Genomic DNA, 18,630 nt, shown 5'->3' with positions numbered 1-18,630 from the left:
AGCAGTAACTAAAAGCAGTAACTAAAAGCAGTAACTAAAGGACTGCTTTTTCTAATCCTTTGTCTTATCTCGTGAAATGTGTAAGATAATTGCTCTAACTATGATTATGAAGGAGAAACAATGTTTTCACAAAATACAGGAATTATGCACTACGTAGATGATGTAGCAATGGAGAGAGACTTTTGGTCTGCCATTGGATTTGAAGTTTTTAATCAATCAGAAATAATGGGATTTGAAACTTTTGAGATGAAACCTCACACTGACAGTACGCTGACTTTCACTGTCTACGCCAAAGACTTTATTCGTCAGGTATCGCCAGAAGTAATCGATATGAAGCCAAGCCTACTCTTTGAGTCAGTAGACCTTCACGCCCTTCACGAGCGCCTAGCTGCAGTGACTGATACCACTAGTCCGATCAATACTCAACCTTTCCCTAACTTTAACTTTGCAAATTCAAGTGGACACTATTTCGCAGTTAAGGGAATCTAATAACAAAACAGCTCTCTGTTTATTAGCAGAGAGCTCTTGTATTTTAGCGTGGTGGTAGTCCAAGCGCTATGCGACCATAGCGACTGATTCGTGTAATCTTCCAGGCAGGTGACCAAGTAACTTCAACCCTGACATCCTCAATTCCCTCTATCTGTTTCAAGCCTGCCACGATTTCGATGGGTAAACTTTCTGCACAGTCACAGGCAGTATCGGTGAAGGTCATGACAATTGTACAAAGACCAGCCTCGTCCAAATGAATCTCGTAAATCAAGCCAAGATTATAGACATCTAGTTCCACATCTGTATCGTAAACTTTTTCTAGCTTGTCAATGATTTGATCCCCTAATGCTAAAGCACGATCATTGATTTTGATATCTTCTCTCATTGCATTCCCTCCATTTGTAAACTGCACCTATTTTCTCATAATTCTGACAATTTGGCAAGTTTTTCCCAATCAAGACTGGATTCGCCATAAAAACGAAAGCATAGAGATTGCCATAGTTGGTCCAAACTGCCCAAAAACCTAGCAACCTAGAGCAAGAGGATATTGGCATAGGTTAAAGAGATAAACTTAGAGAATGATTGAGCTTCTAAGAAATACTTTCTAAAAAGAAAAAGTAGAGAAAGGTCATCTCTACTTTTTAAATATTATTTTGACTTCACAGGTTTATCTGCCAAGGCCTTGATAGCTGATGCTATCGTTTCTGCGTAGAGCTTAGCTCCCTCTTCTAGTTTGGTATTATCACTTCCAAAGTGAACCTGGTCCGTTCCTTTCCAGATGTCTGGATGATCTTTAGACACCTGATTCCAGTCTGCAACCTCAATGTAAGGATACTTTTGAGCTACTTCACGCACATAGCTAGCATACTGTTCTACATAAGGCTGAGTTGCTTGAGTTTTGTCCCCTTCATAAGGTGTCACAAGTACAAGCTGATGGCCCTTAGGTAGATTTGTTATCAAAGAATCAATATCAGCCTTATAATCCTCAGGGTTATTCACTCCAGTAGCAATAACGACTATTTTAGGGAGGACTTTATTCTGACTGTGGTTGAGCATAATAGCATTGGCTTGCTTGGTATTTCTGCTGACTTGACCATCTGTCTGAGCGTCTGGTAGAACCTCTTTTAGTCCAGGTGTTGCACGCAAGGTTACAGAATCTCCGATGATGGATACACCTTCGGCAATATTGTAGCGACTTGCTTCTGCTTGATCCGCCATGGTTTTTGTACGGGTAATATTGGTTTGAGCTTGATTGAGGCCATTTACCATCAAATCCGTTTCAAAAGCGCCTACTTGGGGAGCAATAAGCATCACAATCAGTGTCAGCAAGCTAAGAAATCCAACGCTACCCGCAAAGATTGGTAGAATATGCGGAATTTCTTTTACCTTTTGCAATAAGCTACTGTTCTTCCCTGCAATGAAAGGTTCAATCACATAGAAAGAAAGGCTTGCAAAGAGATAAGAGAAGATAGTGGTGAGAATCACTGCTGGTAGATTGCTCATCAACTGAGAGAAAATGATATAAAACGGCCAGTGGAAAAGATAAACGGCATAGCTGGTGTCAGCTAAGAAGCTAATTACCTTTGGCTCTTCAATCGTCGGAGTTTTCTCATGCAAAAGTCGTGCTGCAACGATCATCAAAAGAGCAGCTAAACTTGCCAACAAGAAGCCAAGCAAGTAGGCAAAGAGATAATTGAATTTCACGAAGAAGGTCAATAAGAGTAAAACTCCGAGACCTGCCCCGAATACTAGCAAGGTCTTTTTCAAATCCCAGGTATTATTTAAACGCTTAACAAGAGTAGTCGTTTGACGAACACCTACCAAAGATGCCAAAATACTGCCTAGAAAGAAAGGATAGACGTGAGTAAAGCTAGAAAAGTAGAGCGTCGAGTAGGAAGAAACGATGAAGCTACCGATAAACATTGAAAGAAAACCGATGATAAAGACAGCTGATGATAGAAGAAAGACTAGCCCTCTTAATTGTCCAGATGATTTTACCCGCTTGGACAAGAACCAAACTGCCAAGCCCCACAAGATATAGTAATGAACTTCAACCGCTAAACTCCAGTTATGAACAAAGAGATGGGGGATGAACTGAGATTCATAACTTCCCCCTGTTAACATTTCATAGAAGTTAGTCATAAAACCAAGAACACCAGCTATCTGACTACCAATCCCGGCTATATAATCTTGGCGAACTAAGAAAGTAAAGGGCATAACGACGAGAATCATCAAGACGACTGGAGGGAAAATCCGATAAAAACGTCTCCTAAAAAATCCTAGAATATCAATCTTACCTTTTTGTCCAAATTCTTCTAACAGGAGTGACGTAATTAGAAAACCTGAAAAGGTGAAGAAGACGTCAACCCCAAAGAAACCTCCTGGAAAAACCGTCTGAAAAAAATGGTACAAGAGTACCAAGAGTAAGCCTGTAATCCTAATCAAGGAAAACCATTTTATACGCATACGAGTTTATTCTCCGTTCATTAGAGTAGTAAAAAAACCATCTAATGTTCATTCCATACTACCTTTATTTTATCAAAAAAAGAAGAAAAATCCTAAGAGAAAACTTAGGATTTCAGCTTTAGTCTACTAAACTTAGAAATTACGACCTGATTTATTGTAGCCATATTTTTCAACAAAATGCTCACGGAATTCCAAGAGATTGTCATCCATAATAGCCTGACGAACCTGCTTCATCAGATTGAGCAAGAAGTAGAGATTATGGTAACTGGTCAAGCGGATACCAAAGGTTTCATCGGCCTTGAGCAAGTGACGAAGATAAGCACGTGTATAGTTCTTACATGTGTAGCAATCGCACTCAGGATCAAGTGGTGTAAAGTCCTCAGCGAACTGGGCATTCTTGACAACCAAACGTCCTTGGCTAGTCATACAAGTACCGTTACGAGCGATACGAGTCGGCAAGACACAGTCAAACATATCGACCCCACGAATCACCCCATCAATCAAGCTATCTGGCGCTCCCACTCCCATCAAGTAGCGAGGTTTATTCTCAGGAAGGAGTTGAGTGGTGAAGTCCAAAACTGCGTTCATCTCTTCGTGAGTTTCTCCAACTGCTAGTCCACCGATAGAGTAGCCTGGGAAGTCCATGCTGACAAGATCCTGAGCTGACTGACGACGAAGATCTTCAAATCCTGCCCCTTGCACAATCCCAAATAAACCTTGGTCATGCGGACGACGGTGAGCATTTAACCCACGCTCAGCCCAACGGCTGGTCCGTTCGATTGATTTTTTCACATAATCATAAGGTTGATAAAATTGAGGGCACTCATCAAAGGACATCATGATATCTGAGCCTAGATTGTTCTGGATAGAGATGGCTTTTTCAGGTGAAAGGAACATCTTGGAACCATTGAGGTGGTTTTTGAAAGTCACACCTTCCTCTGTGATATTACGACTATCTGCTAGGGAATAAACTTGAAAACCTCCACTATCTGTCAAGATAGGCTGGTCCCAGTTCATGAACTTATGAAGCCCACCTGCTCGAGCAATCAACTCATCTCCAGGACGTAGCCACAAGTGATAGGTGTTGGAGAGGATGATCCCTGAACCCATCTCTTTCAATTCTTCTGGCGATTGGGTTTTAACAGTTGCTTGAGTCCCAACCGGCATAAACATAGGAGTTGGGAAGGTTCCATGTGGCGTGATAATCTCACCCAAACGAGCTCCCGTGTGTTTTTCTTTCTTAATCAAACGATATTTGATTGGTGAATCTGACATTTTTTACCTCCGAAGCTGGGAAAGACAGTCCCAGTTCTTACTTTGTGCCCAAGGGCATACTGTATGATTCTATCAAAAAAAACAGGAACTGTCACGAACTATGGTATAATGAAAGAATGAAATACCCAAAAATTGATTTAAAAGAAGTTCGTCAACAAGCTAAACAGTTTCAAGCTGAACATCCTCGTCTATTGCTTGTCTTTTTATTACCAAGCATTTTCCTGATTCTATCCAGCTTTATAAGCCCATTATCCCTACTTGATGAGGGGATTCTTGAGCAATCCTTCTTTACTTTTTTGATGAGCTTGATCCAGTCTTCACTCTTTCCTCTAGTAGTAGGATTTACAAGTTCTATTATCCTAGCTGGTGCTCTGTTTACAACCATTAATCTCTACAGAATTTCTGAGATAGAGCTTTCCTTTAAAGATAGTCTGTCCTTACTTGACAATCGCTTCTTCACCCAGACCTTTCTGACTCTCTTGCTCAAGCGTTTCTATCTCTTTTTGTGGAGCATCCCTAATCTTTTTGGTGCCTACTTGCTCTTTTATAGCAGTGCCATGGCTCGTAAATTTGTAGAACTTCATCCCGAATTTCCAGCCGTAGACGTCACCAATTCAGATATCGAACATTTTCTGCTCACTTTTGCACTCTACTTCTTTGGTAGCGTCTTTCTGATGATTTTGGGAACCATTGCCTATCTGCCGCAATACTACGCTTATTCCCAAGTAGAGCTTCTCCTATGTGATACCCTTGCAATTGGAATTGCCAAGCCAAGTCGCGTACTCAAAACCAGTCGCTTCCTTATGAAAGGTTATAAGTTCCAACGCTTCGTACTTGATTTACAGCTACTTCCTTGGTATCTCCTTATCTGGATCAGCTTCGGAATTGCGAGCATCCCTACTTTCCCTTATATCTATAGTAGTCAATTCTTCTTTTATCAAAGATTACTCGAAATCAAGCGGAGAAAAGTTTAATGTGAATGATTAAAACCAGCACCTTCTATAGAAAGTGCTGGTCCTTTTTATTTCAAGAAAAGGATACTCAAGAGTGCTAAGATTGCCGGTCCACCTTGTTTGAGAATGATTTTTTTATCTGCAGTTAAGGCACCATAGGTCGCTGCTCCTATGACAAATAAAACAAAGATTGTTACGATTTCTAAGCTATGTAAGATATAAATTCCGTAAATAAGAAATACCCCAATCAAGGCATTATAAATTCCTTGGTTTTTGAAAAGTGAGGTTACAGATGGTCGAGTCAACTCTTCCATTTCCATATTAAAGACTCGGCTAGTTGCGTCTGATTGGGTTGCGATACTCTCCAAATAAAAGATATAAAAATGTTCGAGGGCAACAAGGGTTGCTAAAATAGTAGTAATGATTGACATCGTTTTCTCCTTAAAATTCTATTTTTTCTAATCCTAATACTAGTTTTGTCAACAAAGCTGTCAGGTCTTGCTGCTCAGTAGAGGATAAGATGTTCTCCATCTGCTCCTTCACTCGCAAGTGATGTTTAGGCGGATTGACCAAGAGTTGATTCTTGGCTTCTTGGCTTAATTCAACTAAGACTTCTCGTTGATTGATTGGATTCCGATTGCGACTGACATAGCCCTCTGACTCCAGTATCTTAAAATGACGGGTCAAGGCTGCCTGGTCAATCTGTAACTTCTCCTGAACGGCAATCTGGTTACAGGGTGACTGTTGCAGTAAAAATTGCAGGATTTGATAGCGGGTCAAACTAATTCCCAATTGTTTCTCAAAAAGTTGAGTGATGGTCTGATCTGTTAAATGGAGCTGGTATAGCAATTCATGCATTTTTAGTATTTTCTCCTTTCTTTTATATTTGATTTATCAATAATTGACTTGTCAAGTATAATACATAAAGATTAAAAACGCAACTATTTTGCTCACACCGAAAAATAGCCTCTTGGTTTCAATCCCAAAAGGCTATTACTTCTATATTCTAAATAAAATCCAGCACTAACCTACCAAATCTGCTCGAAGGATTTCTCCCTCTTTATCGATGACAACTTCGATGGCATGACCTGCAAAAATTTCTTCACGATCATCATAGTAGAGAGTTAATTGCCCCTCTTCGTTAACAGAGAGTTCACTCAAGAAAAGAGAGTTGGTAAAATACTCTTCTGTTAACTCCACATCATTTTCATCTGAATCAATCCAGTCTTGAGCTGTTTCCCACAGTTCTTTGACGATATAGTCTTTAATCTGAGCATCTTGAACTTGGAAAGATCCCATAAATTTCTTTAAATCATCGAAAGAACTTGGAGGAAGACTTTCATCTGCACCCGCATCAAACATAGCATGAATCTTACCGCCTTCATAGGTGATGAAGCCTTCAAACCAAGAATAGGCTCTATTTAAGGTGAATTCGCCAAGAGCGTCTTGAATGATAACAGGTTTTTGATAGCTTTCAATCAAGTTCTCTAACCTAGAGTCCGTGGATTGGTCATCTAGGTATTCCAGCAAGCGGTAGCAGTTGTTAGCCACTTCTGACATATAAGGCTCTAGCTCCATGAAGGGGCGTTTTTGACATTTAATACGATGAATTTTGTAGGGTTCAAAACTAAAGCCCCATCGTTTTTCTTCAAATTCTTCTGGAGTCAAGAGCCATTCCAAACGTCCTTCAAGTTCAGAAAAGTCCTGAGTTTCGACATTGACACTAGCTTTAAAATGAACGAACGGTATCTTGCATCCATCTTTTAAAGAGATTGCTCCATTTACATTTTGGAGGGTAAAAATCAAGAGTTCAACAATTTCTCTAGTAAATTCCTGTTCAAAATCATCTCTTGTTTTCTCAAATGGAGTTTTTAATCGGTTTGTCATCCTTATCATCCTTTCTTTCTATGCTTAAAATCGTTAGCACGATTTTGTATTCGCTTACATTCTAGCGTGTTTTAGATTTTATTTCACTTATAAATACTATTTTTACAAAAAAAGAAGCTACACTTTTAAATGTATAGCTTCTTATTAATCATTAGTTCATAGAAACGTGAACGTGGTCATAGTGGTTTTCTGTAACACTACCACGGTCTGGCATTGGATTCCAAGTGTAGGCTGGTCCGTATTTGCTATCGTATGGTGCATAGAAACGTTGTTTCCAGATGATGTAGCTGATGCCTCGGCTAGCCATATTTTGGATAGCATAATCTGCAATTTGGTCTCCAAGAGCTGAACTTACTGGAACCATAAAGTCAATGGCAAGGCCTTTTCCATGGTCTCCACTATCTCCTGGACGGTAACCACTAAATGATGTGATTCCGAACAAGTTTGCTACTTCTTCTTTAAAGGCAGCCGTTTGTGGCTGAAAACCTGCATTTTCTGATTTTGAAGCTGCAATACTTGCATAATCAGGTGCTGCTGGTGCTGCATAAGTAGCTGATGAACCTTGGCTTGCTTCAGCTTGATAAGTTGATGGTGCTGATTGAGTCTCTGTAACTGGTGCTTCTGTTGTAGTCGTTTCTTCCACTACAGGTGTTTCTGCGACCGGCTCTTCCACTGGTGCTGAAACTTCTGCAACGGCTCCTGTTGTTGTTTCTGCTGCAGATCCTTCTGCTGGTGTTGCAACTTCAGTAGTGGCTTCTACTACTGACTCTTCTACCGGTGCTACAACTTCTGTAACAGCTTCTGTTGTTGCTTCTGCCACTGGCTCAGCTACAGTTGTTTCTACAACTGGTTGAGTTAAATCTTCAACCTGTACAGTTTGGTCATCTACAGTGACTTGGTTGGTTGTCAAATCTGCTATTGCAGTTGTTCCTTCGCCACCTTGAACTGTATCAGGGGTTTGAATTTCAACCTCTGTCACTTCTTCTTTTTCATTGACAGTTGTTGTAAGGACTGTCTCAGGGAAGATCAAATCAATATTGCTAATCTTGTTCAAGTTAGCAAGAACGTTCACATCCACTCCCAAAGCTTCGGCAATGGTACTTAAGGTATCACCATACTGAATCGTATAGCTTGTTTTATTCTCATTCTTGGTAACATCGTTTTGAATTTGCTCAACACTACGCGCTGTCCATACTAGTTCTTCTGCTTGGGTTGCCAATACAGGGGCAAGGGACAAGGCTACTGTTGATGCTAAAATAATTCTTTTCTTCATACTATCAAACTCCTTTTCAAATGTAGTACCTGTCTATCATAACACAAAGAAAATAGAAAAAAAGCCCTTTTGGGGCTATTTAACAGAACTGTACATTCGTTGTAACAAATTACATTACTTGAAATAGTTTGTTAGTTTCTTGTCATCAGGCTAACACATTATTCTTGAAGAAAATTCTAGAAGGAAAGCGAGCTAATGTCTTCTAAATGCTCTATCTGTTGATTACAAGGTACAGGTGAGGCAAGGAAATTGATACTTTGAATCCCACTATTTTGAGCAAATTCGATATCCAAAGTCCGATCCCCTATATAATAAGTTTGCTGAGGATCTAGTTCATACTTATCTAGAAGATAAATCGCAGCTTCTGGACTAGGCTTCCGAGAAAAGCCACTTTGATTGGTTAAAATTTCTGTGAAATAGTGGGCCAAACCCAAATTTTCCAAAATTGTAAAAGCATTGTCCCCTTTATGGGTATAAACAAACTGCTCAATTCCTTGCTGGTCTGCCCAAGCTAAGATTTCACGCGCCCCCGGCATCAGAACAACTTGAGCATTCTTCTCAGCCAAACTCTGAGCACGAACCTGATTGAGCATATCAGCATCCAAGCCTCTTTCTTCTCCCACCTTTTCCAACAGATCTTGAACGGAAGTTTTTAGAATAAAGGCACGAACCTCAGCCTTATCATAAGGAATGTCAAACTGGGCAAAAGTCTCTTCGATTCCTGCTAAAATCGCTTCATAGGAGTCCAACAAAGTTCCATCCAAATCCCAAATAAAAGCTATTTCTTGCATTTCTCATCCTTTCGATGTCATATAAACTTGGTAACGATAACGTAGGAAAATCCAACGGAAACCATTATCCAAAAGCGTCCCTGCCCAAATACCAGGCAAGCCCCAACCAAGAACAATTCCCATCAGGCAGCCTGTTCCGATACGGATACACCACATTCCGATACTTGTCGCATAAAAGGGGAGGCGTGCATTTCCCAAACCCTGCCAGACAGCAGTATAAATGACTGTTCCCGTCGTCATAGGAGTTCCTAGTAGTGAGAAAAGCGTCACCAAGACACTGGCTTCAATAGCCGCAGGATCACTGGTGTAGAGGTGACTTAGGGGCGTTCCGAGAGTATAGATACTAAGTGTTAAGGGCAACATAAGAAAGAGGGATAGCCAAAAAGTTTGCTTACTTAAGTTGTCTACCCTTGCCCAATCATCTTCCCCTACTGCTCGTGCCACCTGCATTACTGTTGCCGTCGCGACACCAAAAGCAGGCATGTAGTTAAATTGAGTCAAGACCTCACCAATCGCGTTTCCCGCAACTGCCTCCGTCCCAAAGGAAACAACCAAGGCAATAATGACCACATCGCCAGCCCGCATCATGAGACGCTCACCCGCTGCAGGCAAAGCCAGAGTCAGTAAGTCTTTGTCTAGTCCAAACCTTGGTCTCGTATATGGAAGTTTTAATTGTGACCATAAAATCACAACCCCGACCAAACGAGATAGAATGGTCCCCCAAGCAACACCAGCTATGCCCATATCAAGAATAAAAATAGCTAGACTTGAAAAGAGAATATTCAGGGCATTGGATAAAAGACTTACATAGAGAGGAAGGCGCGGATTATGAGTAGCGCGAATCAAGGCTCCTAGACTAGTCATCAAGCCCAAGAGGACGATTGTCCCACCAACCAAAGTTAGGTATAGTCCACCACTCTCAGCCACAGCCGCTTCTGTCCCCAAAAGACCAATCATCTCTTGACCGGCAAAGATGGACAAGCCCCCTAAAACTAAACTCAGTAGCAGAGTAATCTTGAGCGCTTCTGTCACATGATAGGCTAGTTTAGATTGATCTTTCTGCCCCAAACTTTTGGAAATGACACTCGAAATTGCTGCTCCCAAGGCAATAAAAATAGCCTGATAAATGGTGATAATATTTCCAGCTACAGATACACCCGAAATGGCGATCAAACCCAGGTTAGCTACCAGATAGCTATCTACCATCCCCATGAGCATCTGCAAAAAGTTTTCTCCCATGGCTGGCAGAGCAATATTGAGAATATCCTTATTTTCCTTAAACAATCCTTCCTCCTGATGAAAAGAAACTCAGTTAGTTTCCCAACCGAGTTTACTTCCTCTCTTTTAAAGTCCTAGATAAGTTTCTACTGCAGTCTGCATATCTGCTGCCGCAACAGTTGTCTTGTGACGAACTGGAGCTGTTTCAAGCCCATCAACTGCAGGTGGCACAGCCACTCCTGAGATTTCATGTAATTGAGCCAAGGCTTCAAAGTCAGTCAAGCCTACTTTCCCTGTTACAGCTTCTACTGCAACTACCGGGAACTTGTATGGACTAGCTGTTGAAGCAATCACAGTCTTAGCCACATCGCCTGTCTCTGCTTGGTATTTTTTATATACGGCTGAAGCAACTGCTGTATGAGGATCCTCGATGTAAGAGTCTGACTCGTAGACACGCTTAATTTCTGCTGCGGTTTCCGCTTCTGTCGCATACTCCGCTGCAAAGAGGTCAAGAATCTCTGCATCAAAATCTTTCAATTCATACTGACCTTGAGTGTTCAAAGCATCCATGAGTTCAGCTGTCTTAATCGCATCATTACCCAAAAGATGGAAAATCAAACGCTCCAAGTTTGAAGAGACCAAGATATCCATAGATGGGCTAGTGGTTACCTTAAACTCACGCTTCTTGTCATAGACACGAGTCTTGAAGAAGTCTGTCAAGACATTATTGTCATTTGAAGCACAGATCAACTTACCAACTGGTAAACCGATTTGCTTAGCGTAAAAGGCAGCCAAGATATTTCCAAAGTTTCCTGTTGGTACTGTGAAGTTGACCTTATCACCAGCCACAATTTCACCAGCCTTAACCAACTGAGCGTAAGCATAAACATAATAAACAATCTGTGGTACCAAACGACCAATGTTCATAGAGTTAGCTGATGAAAATTGCAATTTATTAGCTGCCAATTTTTCACGAAGGGCCACATCGTTGAACATATGCTTGACGTTGGTTTGAGCATCGTCAAAGTTCCCATCAATGGCGATGACATGAGTGTTGTCACCAGTTTGAGTGGTCATTTGCAACTCTTGCACCTTGCTGACACCGTCCTTTGGATAAAAGACGATAATTTCAGTTCCAGGAACATCCGCAAATCCTGCCATGGCAGCTTTCCCAGTGTCCCCAGATGTCGCTGTCAAAATGACAATCTTGTTTTCCAGTCCGTGTTTCTTGGCAGCTGTTGTCATAAAGTATGGCAAGATAGACAAGGCCATGTCTTTAAAAGCAATGGTTGAACCATGGAAGAGTTCCAAGTTGTATTGACCATCAAGTTTGACAAGAGGGGCAATGGCTGGTGTATCAAACTTGCTGTCATAGGCATTGGTGATACAGTAATCCAACTCTTCTGCTGTAAAGTCATCCAAGAAGGCAGACAAGACCAACTTAGCCACTTCTTGGTAAGAAGCATCTTTTAATGTGTCAAAATCCAAATCTACCTTTGGATAACTAACCGGAGTAAACAAACCTCCATCTGTTGCCAAACCTTGCAAAATCGCTTGGCTGGCTGTTACGGTATTTTTTGCGTCTCGCGTTGATTGATAAACTAATGTCATAAATCTCTATCCTTTATCTATAGTCTCATCCATTATAACATGATTTTTCAGAAAATTCTTCCTTTATAAGAAAATTATAGAGTCATTTTTTCTTTCAAAGGCTCTAAATAGGTCATTTCTTGCTGACCTCTCATTTCAAGACCTTGCTCTGCTATAGCTAGCAAGTCTTTTGAGAATTGAACAATTCCAGCTGTCTCCTCGTCTGAAAGCTGTTTCTTAGAAAACTCGCGTCTCAAAGATTTGTAGTCACGACCAAATCTCTCAAAGAAAGGTGCTGTTTCTAGATAAGTTTCAAGCTTATCTAAATTAACTAGCAAACCTAGATGAAAGGCTGCTGAAGCAAAGGTTCGGTCTAGGGGTTGCGTACAAACACTACGAAATTCGACCGTTCCTCTAGTCGTCAAGTCTTGATATTGGTAACTACGGTGCGTTTGAAAATCCTTCTCTTGAGGGACAAGCAGAGTTTCTTTTCCATTTAGAGTATAGGCAAAAATTTCATCAGTAGCTAGGTAATCTCTAGCCCGAATCGGAGAAAAATAGTAGGTTTCCCCATCTCGTTCTGCTGTAAAAATCGCAGAGCGGTCTAGATAATCAAAGAAATCATCCTCATCTTTGAAGAGTTTTGCATTGACACCAACATTCTCTGGATAAATCCCATGCATGGAGTCTTCCCAAAAGATATCTCGTGAAATCAAAGTATCCCAATCTGCTCCCGAAAACTCAGAATTGGCAAACAGGTAAGCTTTGGCTGCTTCAATCTGGGTGAAAGCATTGATGACATGTAGGTAGTTAGCAGTCGATACGTCCAACTGAACTTGACTCCCACAGATAAAAGCACCGTATTGTGGAAAGTCATGCAAATCAGCACTCTCTTGGCGACTTCCCATCTGCAGATAAGCCATCAGCATCTGGTAACGCGGATAAGCGACAGGCAGATTATCATTGATATTCCAGTTAGGATGAATCCCCCAACCCTGAATCGCATGATCCTTTTCCCCAAGCTTTTCCTGAATAACCTTCATATAAGCTTGAAATCGTCCTTGGACCTCTTGGATTTTCTGGGCTCTGCCAAAGGCAAACTCCAAGGTCGTGTAGGAAACCTCAAACAAAATCCGGTCTTGACTGATCGGTTCTACAAGTTGAATTGGATTGCCATCCTGGTCTTCCTTTTCAACTTCCAGACCGAGAGCATCCACCAAAAAGCACATCAAATCCTTACTGACTTCAATATCGGTAGCTTGTCCATCTACATGTACGATAGGAAACTCCAACTCAATCCCAATATAGAGATTTGGATTTTCTTTTATATTTTTTAAATAACGGTTTTTCAATAACTGAATAGAAGGGGACATAGATACCTCTCACTCTAAATTCTCTTACTAGAAAGATCAATTGCTTTCTATATTATACCAAAATCCCCTCGAGAAGAAACTCAGAAAATTTGCTGAAAACCTTAAAGAGGCGATATAAAGTCAACTTTTCTAGCGTTTATAGGTATTTACTCGCCAATGCATCAATCTTATTTGTTCAATTTTCACAGTCTTATCAACCGGTTAAGCGATTACATAGTTTTTCACCTCAAAACTATTGTACTATAGTAAATATCGTGATATACTTCACATATAAGTAAATAAGAAGGCGGTTCAAATTCGACTTCACTTGAAAACCTCTCAAGCCAAGCCCCTTTTCCTCTGCACCTCAACGACTAATCAAGGAGGATAGCTATGAAAGCTGTTGTTGTAAATCCAGAAAGCACTGGTGTTGCTATTGAAGAAAAAGTACTCCGTCCGCTCGAAACTGGGGAAGCTCTTGTAGAAGTTGAGTACTGTGGTGTTTGCCACACAGACCTCCACGTTGCCCATGGTGACTTTGGAAAAGTTCCAGGACGTGTTCTCGGTCACGAAGGGATCGGTATCGTAAAAGAAATCGCCCCTGATGTTAAGAGCCTAAAAGTTGGCGACCGTGTCAGCGTTGCTTGGTTCTTTGAAGGCTGTGGTATGTGTGAATACTGTACAACTGGGCGCGAAACTCTTTGCCGCACAGTGAAAAATGCTGGCTACTCAGTTGACGGCGGTATGGCTGAACAATGTATCGTAACTGCAGATTATGCTGTTAAGGTTCCAGAAGGGCTCGATCCAGCCCAAGCTTCTTCTATCACTTGTGCCGGTGTTACTACCTACAAGGCTATAAAAGAAGCAAAAGTTGAACCAGGCCAATGGGTTGTCCTCTATGGTGCTGGAGGCCTTGGTAACTTGGCCGTCCAATACGCTAAAAAAGTATTCAACGCTCACGTTATCGCAGTAGATATTAACAACGATAAACTTGCTCTAGCTAAAGAAGTTGGTGCTGATATCGTGATTAATGGTCTTGAAGTCGAAGATGTTCCAGGCCTTATCAAGGAAAAAACAAACGGTGGCGCTCACTCAGCTGTCGTAACAGCTGTATCAAAAGTTGCCTTCAACCAAGCAGTGGACTCTGTTCGTGCAGGCGGTCGTGTAGTAGCTGTCGGTCTCCCATCTGAAATGATGGACCTTAGCATCGTCAAAACAGTTCTTGACGGTATTCAGGTCATCGGTTCCCTTGTTGGTACACGTAAAGATTTGGAAGAAGCTTTCCAATTTGGTGCTGAAGGTCTCGTTGTTCCAGTTGTTCAAAAACGGCCTGTCGAAGATGCCATTGCTGTCTTTGATGAAATGGCTGCTGGTACCATCCAAGGTCGCATGGTTCTAGACTTTACTCATTAAGATAAATAATAAATAATAAAACGAGGTAGGGACAGTAGACCCCACCTCGTTTTTTAGCAATAAAATTTTGGCATAGCAACTAATCGAACTTAAAGTTCTTTTTTAAATGCTCAATAACACCATTAAAGAAAACGTCATTTTTCTATCCACATTCTTTCAGCATCCAATGGTTGAGTGAAGTAAAAGAGGCTGGAACTAAGTTACCGAGATTTGGTTGGTCCACTTCTGCACTACCACTTTTTATATTAAATTTTTTTACCATTTTATAGACGATTTTATAAAAAGTTGATATATCAATATTTGTAAAAATTGAAATTTGAGATTTTTTTCACTCTTTATTATAATTAGTTGATTTTTTTCTGAAATCGATTTATACTTAAGGAGTCTTAAAGTTTTCTTAAACTACAAGTCAAACATTTTATAAGGAGGAATGACAATAATGAGTATCGGAATCATTATTGCGAGCCACGGTGAATTTGCTGCGGGTATTCATCAGTCAGGATCTATGATCTTTGGTGAACAAGAAAAGGTTCAAGTTGTAACCTTTATGCCAAACGAAGGTCCAGATGATTTATACGCCAAGTTCAACAATGCTGTGGCTGCATTTGACGCAGAAGATGAGGTTCTAGTCTTGGCTGACCTTTGGAGTGGATCTCCATTTAACCAAGCTAGTCGCGTAATGGGAGAAAATCCTGAGCGTAAATTTGCCATCATCACAGGACTTAACTTGCCGATGTTGATCCAAGCCTACACAGAGCGTCTTATGGACGCGAATGCTGGAGTGGATAAAGTCGCTGCGAACATCATTAAAGAAGCCAAAGATGGCATCAAGGCTCTTCCAGAAGAGCTAAATCCAGCTGAGGAAGTTGCAACTGCTGCAGCTGCTCCTGTAGCCCAAGCTGCTATCCCAGAAGGAACAGTTATCGGAGACGGTAAATTGAAAATCAATCTTGCTCGTCTTGACACACGTCTTCTTCACGGGCAAGTCGCAACTGCTTGGACACCAGATTCAAAAGCTAACCGTATCATCGTTGCTTCAGATAACGTAGCTAACGACGACCTTCGTAAAGAATTGATCAAACAAGCGGCTCCTAACGGAGTGAAGGCTAACGTTGTTCCAATCCAAAAATTGATTGAGGTCGCAAAAGACCCTCGTTTTGGTGAGACACACGCCCTCATCTTGTTTGAAACACCTCAAGATGCCCTTCGTGCTATCGAAGGCGGTGTGCCAATCAAGACTCTTAACGTTGGATCAATGGCTCACTCAACTGGTAAAACAATGGTCAACAACGTATTGTCTATGGACAAAGACGACGTTGCTACATTTGAAAAAATGCGTGACCTTGGTGTTGAATTTGACGTACGTAAAGTACCAAACGACACTAAAAAAGATTTGTTTGACTTGATTAGCAAAGCTAACGTTCAATAATTAAAACTAAATAGAAAAGGAATAAAACCATGTCAGATATTTCATTCATTTCTGCTATCTTGGTTGTAGTTGTTGCCTTCTTCGCAGGTCTTGAAGGTATCCTCGACCAATTCCAATTCCATCAACCAATCGTAGCATGTACCCTTATCGGTCTTGTAACTGGTAACCTCGAAGCAGGGGTTATGCTTGGTGGATCACTTCAAATGATCGCTCTTGGTTGGGCAAACATTGGAGCAGCCGTTGCTCCTGACGCGGCTCTTGCCTCTGTTGCTGCTGCAATCATCATGATCAAAGGTGGTAACTTTACTACTGAAGGTATCGCAGTCGCAACTGCAACTGCTATCCCTCTTGCCGTAGCTGGTCTTTTCTTGACTATGATCGTTCGTACAATCTCAGTTGGTTTGGTTCACACTGCAGACGCTGCTGCTAAAGAAGGGAACATTGCAGCTGTTGAGCGTGCTCACTACTTTGCCCTTGCTCTTCAAGGTCTACGTATTGCTATCCCAGCTGCACTCTTGCTTGCAATGCCAACTGAAGCCGTTCAAAGCGTATTGAACCTTATGCCTGAATGGCTTAAAGGTGGTATGGCTGTTGGTGGTGCCATGGTCGTTGCCGTTGGTTACGCTTTGGTTATCAACATGATGGCTACTCGTGAAGTATGGCCATTCTTCGCTATCGGTTTTGCTCTTGCAGCAATCTCTCAATTGACTTTGATTGCCCTTGGTGTCATCGGTGTTGCCCTTGCCTTCATCTATCTCAATCTTTCTAAACAAGGTGGAAACGGTGGCGGAGGAGCTGCAACTTCTAACGATCCAATCGGTGATATCCTAGAAGACTACTAGAAAGGGGAACAATCATGGCTGAAAAAATTCAATTATCAAAATCAGATCGCCAAAAAGTTTGGTGGCGTTCACAATTCCTTCAAGGTTCTTGGAACTACGAACGTATGCAAAACTTGGGTTGGGCTTACTCCTTGATCCCAGCTATCAAGAAACTTTACACTAAAAAAGAAGACCAGGCTGCTGCTCTTGAGCGTCACCTTGAGTTCTTCAACACTCACCCATACGTAGCTGCTCCAATCATGGGGGTTACTCTTGCACTTGAAGAAGAACGCGCTAACGGTACTGACATCGATGACGCTGCTATCCAAGGTGTTAAGATTGGTATGATGGGGCCTCTTGCTGGTATCGGTGACCCAGTCTTCTGGTTTACAGTTCGTCCGATCCTTGGTGCCCTTGGTGCATCACTTGCTGCAACTGGTAATATCGTTGGACCACTTCTCTTCTTCTTTGGATGGAATGCAATCCGTATGTCTTTCCTATGGTATACACAAGAGTTTGGTTACAAGGCTGGATCTGAAATCACCAAAGACATGTCTGGTGGTATCTTGAAAGACATCACTAAAGGAGCTTCTATCCTTGGTATGTTCATCCTTGCCGTTCTTGTACAACGTTGGGTATCCATCAACTTCACTATCAACCTTCCAGGTAAACAATTGTCAGAAGGTGCCTACATCGTCTTCCCAGAAGGTCCTGTTACAGGTGGAGAATTGAAGGGAATTCTTGGTCAAGCACTTAGCGGATTGAGCTTGGATAGCGTTCAACCACAAACCCTTCAAGGACAGTTGAACTCATTGATCCCAGGATTGATGGGACTTCTCCTTACTTTCCTTTGCATGTGGTTGCTTAAGAAAAAAGTATCTCCAATCACAATCATTCTTGCCCTCTTTGTAGTTGGTATCGCAGCTCGTTTCTTCGGTATCATGTAATCTCGGTGAGAATTTACAAACAAAAAAAGAATCAGGTTTATCACCTGATTCTTTTGGCTCTTTGTCAAATAGTGTTGATGAAGAACCTAATGAAAAAAGAATCCAACAAAAATTGGACTACCTGTCTCCGGTTGGATACCGAAGACGGTAGCCCTAGGGTGTTTTTATTAAATTCTCACTTTTTGGGGTCAGTCCCTAAGCCTGATAGTAATTTTTTGTTCATACTATTCCCCTTTAGTCATTTACTACTTTAAGTTGCATTGCTTTAGCTACTTCTTCTGCCTTTGATCCCTTAGGTGTATGGATTTCTACATCTGGGTTACAGTTATCCACAAAATAGAAGTATTCTGTAATTTCTGTTACACTTGCTGGAATTGTAATAGATTTAATTGATGATGTCCCCCAGAATACTAATGTTCCAATACTCTTTGTTCCTTCTGGGAATACAACTGATTCTAATGAACTGTCAGAGTTGAAAACATCATCTTCTACTGTTTCTATTGACTTACCAAAGTGGACATACTTTAACTTATTGTCAATCGTAAACGCACCTTTTCCAATATATCGTACTGTATCTGGTAAAACGATTGCCTCACAATGTTTCAAGTTCGCAAGACCACGTTCTCCAATTGCGATAACAGGTTTACCTTTAATTTCCTTTGGTACACGAACAACCTTATCGTCAGAAGTACAACTATAGATGACATAACCTTCTTCCCATAAATA

18 protein-coding genes are annotated in these 18,630 nt (G+C 41.3%); 6 read left to right on the top strand and 12 right to left on the bottom strand.

The window, feature by feature from the left end:
- Positions 1–120: 120 nt before the first annotated feature.
- Positions 121–489, top strand: coding sequence for a glyoxalase (locus O3658_RS03370; RefSeq protein WP_371559303.1), 369 nt, complete (start codon positions 121–123; stop codon positions 487–489).
- A 43-nt stretch (positions 490–532) separates the two neighbouring features.
- Here the strand turns inward: O3658_RS03370 and O3658_RS03365 are convergent, their stop codons facing one another.
- From O3658_RS03365 to tgt, 3 genes are all read right to left on the bottom strand, one after another.
- Positions 533–874 carry a metal-sulfur cluster assembly factor gene (locus tag O3658_RS03365; protein WP_153225650.1) on the bottom strand — a complete coding sequence of 114 codons (342 nt, stop codon included), beginning with the start codon at positions 872–874 and terminating at the stop codon, positions 533–535.
- Between the two features lie 263 nt (positions 875–1,137).
- A complete protein-coding gene (locus O3658_RS03360; protein ID WP_371559301.1) occupies positions 1,138–2,955 on the bottom strand; it encodes an acyltransferase family protein in 1,818 nt (605 codons plus the stop codon).
- Between the two features lie 132 nt (positions 2,956–3,087).
- A complete protein-coding gene (gene tgt / locus O3658_RS03355) occupies positions 3,088–4,230 on the bottom strand; it encodes a tRNA guanosine(34) transglycosylase Tgt (protein WP_371559300.1) in 1,143 nt (380 codons plus the stop codon).
- A 116-nt stretch (positions 4,231–4,346) separates the two neighbouring features.
- On the opposite strand from tgt, the gene O3658_RS03350 reads away from it, so the two are divergent.
- Complete coding sequence (locus tag O3658_RS03350; RefSeq protein ID WP_371559299.1) at positions 4,347–5,204, top strand: DUF975 family protein; 858 nt, start codon at positions 4,347–4,349, stop codon at positions 5,202–5,204.
- A 47-nt stretch (positions 5,205–5,251) separates the two neighbouring features.
- Here the strand turns inward: O3658_RS03350 and O3658_RS03345 are convergent, their stop codons facing one another.
- From O3658_RS03345 to O3658_RS03310, 8 genes are all read right to left on the bottom strand, one after another.
- Positions 5,252–5,614, bottom strand: a complete 363-nt coding sequence (locus O3658_RS03345; RefSeq protein WP_371559297.1) for a DUF1304 domain-containing protein — start codon at positions 5,612–5,614, stop codon at positions 5,252–5,254.
- A gap of 10 nt (positions 5,615–5,624) precedes the next feature.
- A complete protein-coding gene (locus O3658_RS03340) occupies positions 5,625–6,041 on the bottom strand; it encodes a MarR family winged helix-turn-helix transcriptional regulator (protein ID WP_371559296.1) in 417 nt (138 codons plus the stop codon).
- Between the two features lie 165 nt (positions 6,042–6,206).
- Positions 6,207–7,070 (bottom strand): DUF2262 domain-containing protein, encoded by an 864-nt coding sequence (locus O3658_RS03335; protein ID WP_371559295.1) that lies wholly within the window; start codon positions 7,068–7,070, stop codon positions 6,207–6,209.
- Positions 7,071–7,221: 151 nt separating this feature from the next.
- Entirely contained in the window at positions 7,222–8,343 is a 1,122-nt protein-coding gene (locus O3658_RS03330; protein ID WP_371559294.1) for a LysM peptidoglycan-binding domain-containing protein, read from the bottom strand.
- 176 nt (positions 8,344–8,519) lie between these two features.
- Complete coding sequence (locus tag O3658_RS03325) at positions 8,520–9,134, bottom strand: HAD-IA family hydrolase (RefSeq protein WP_371559292.1); 615 nt, start codon at positions 9,132–9,134, stop codon at positions 8,520–8,522.
- A gap of 3 nt (positions 9,135–9,137) precedes the next feature.
- On the bottom strand, positions 9,138–10,418 hold the full coding sequence (locus O3658_RS03320; RefSeq protein WP_371559291.1) for an MATE family efflux transporter: 1,281 nt from the start codon (positions 10,416–10,418) through the stop codon (positions 9,138–9,140).
- Between the two features lie 60 nt (positions 10,419–10,478).
- Positions 10,479–11,963, bottom strand: a complete 1,485-nt coding sequence (gene thrC, locus O3658_RS03315) for a threonine synthase (RefSeq protein WP_371559290.1) — start codon at positions 11,961–11,963, stop codon at positions 10,479–10,481.
- 74 nt (positions 11,964–12,037) lie between these two features.
- The gene (locus tag O3658_RS03310) at positions 12,038–13,315 is read right to left on the bottom strand and encodes a gamma-glutamylcysteine synthetase (RefSeq protein WP_371559289.1); all 1,278 of its coding nucleotides are present in this window, start codon (positions 13,313–13,315) and stop codon (positions 12,038–12,040) included.
- A 372-nt stretch (positions 13,316–13,687) separates the two neighbouring features.
- Between O3658_RS03310 and adhP the strand changes: the two genes are divergently transcribed.
- From adhP to O3658_RS03290, 4 genes are all read left to right on the top strand, one after another.
- The gene (adhP, locus tag O3658_RS03305; protein ID WP_251937337.1) at positions 13,688–14,707 is read left to right on the top strand and encodes an alcohol dehydrogenase AdhP; all 1,020 of its coding nucleotides are present in this window, start codon (positions 13,688–13,690) and stop codon (positions 14,705–14,707) included.
- 439 nt (positions 14,708–15,146) lie between these two features.
- Positions 15,147–16,136 (top strand): PTS sugar transporter subunit IIB, encoded by a 990-nt coding sequence (locus tag O3658_RS03300; RefSeq protein ID WP_320692574.1) that lies wholly within the window; start codon positions 15,147–15,149, stop codon positions 16,134–16,136.
- Between the two features lie 29 nt (positions 16,137–16,165).
- Entirely contained in the window at positions 16,166–16,978 is an 813-nt protein-coding gene (locus tag O3658_RS03295; RefSeq protein ID WP_075230373.1) for a PTS mannose/fructose/sorbose transporter subunit IIC, read from the top strand.
- A gap of 14 nt (positions 16,979–16,992) precedes the next feature.
- Positions 16,993–17,904: a PTS system mannose/fructose/sorbose family transporter subunit IID gene (locus tag O3658_RS03290; protein WP_000818311.1), complete on the top strand. Its 912-nt coding sequence runs from the start codon at positions 16,993–16,995 to the stop codon at positions 17,902–17,904.
- Positions 17,905–18,138: 234 nt separating this feature from the next.
- Here the strand turns inward: O3658_RS03290 and O3658_RS03285 are convergent, their stop codons facing one another.
- Positions 18,139–18,534: a leucine-rich repeat domain-containing protein gene (locus tag O3658_RS03285; RefSeq protein ID WP_075230488.1), complete on the bottom strand. Its 396-nt coding sequence runs from the start codon at positions 18,532–18,534 to the stop codon at positions 18,139–18,141.
- Between the last annotated feature and the right edge of the window lie 96 nt (positions 18,535–18,630).

The sequence above is a fragment of the Streptococcus sp. 27098_8_69 genome, assembly GCF_041432445.1.
In the GTDB taxonomy this organism is placed as follows: domain Bacteria; phylum Bacillota; class Bacilli; order Lactobacillales; family Streptococcaceae; genus Streptococcus.
Note: the sequence above shows the minus strand (reverse complement) of the source record. Positions and strands in the feature narration are given on the sequence as shown.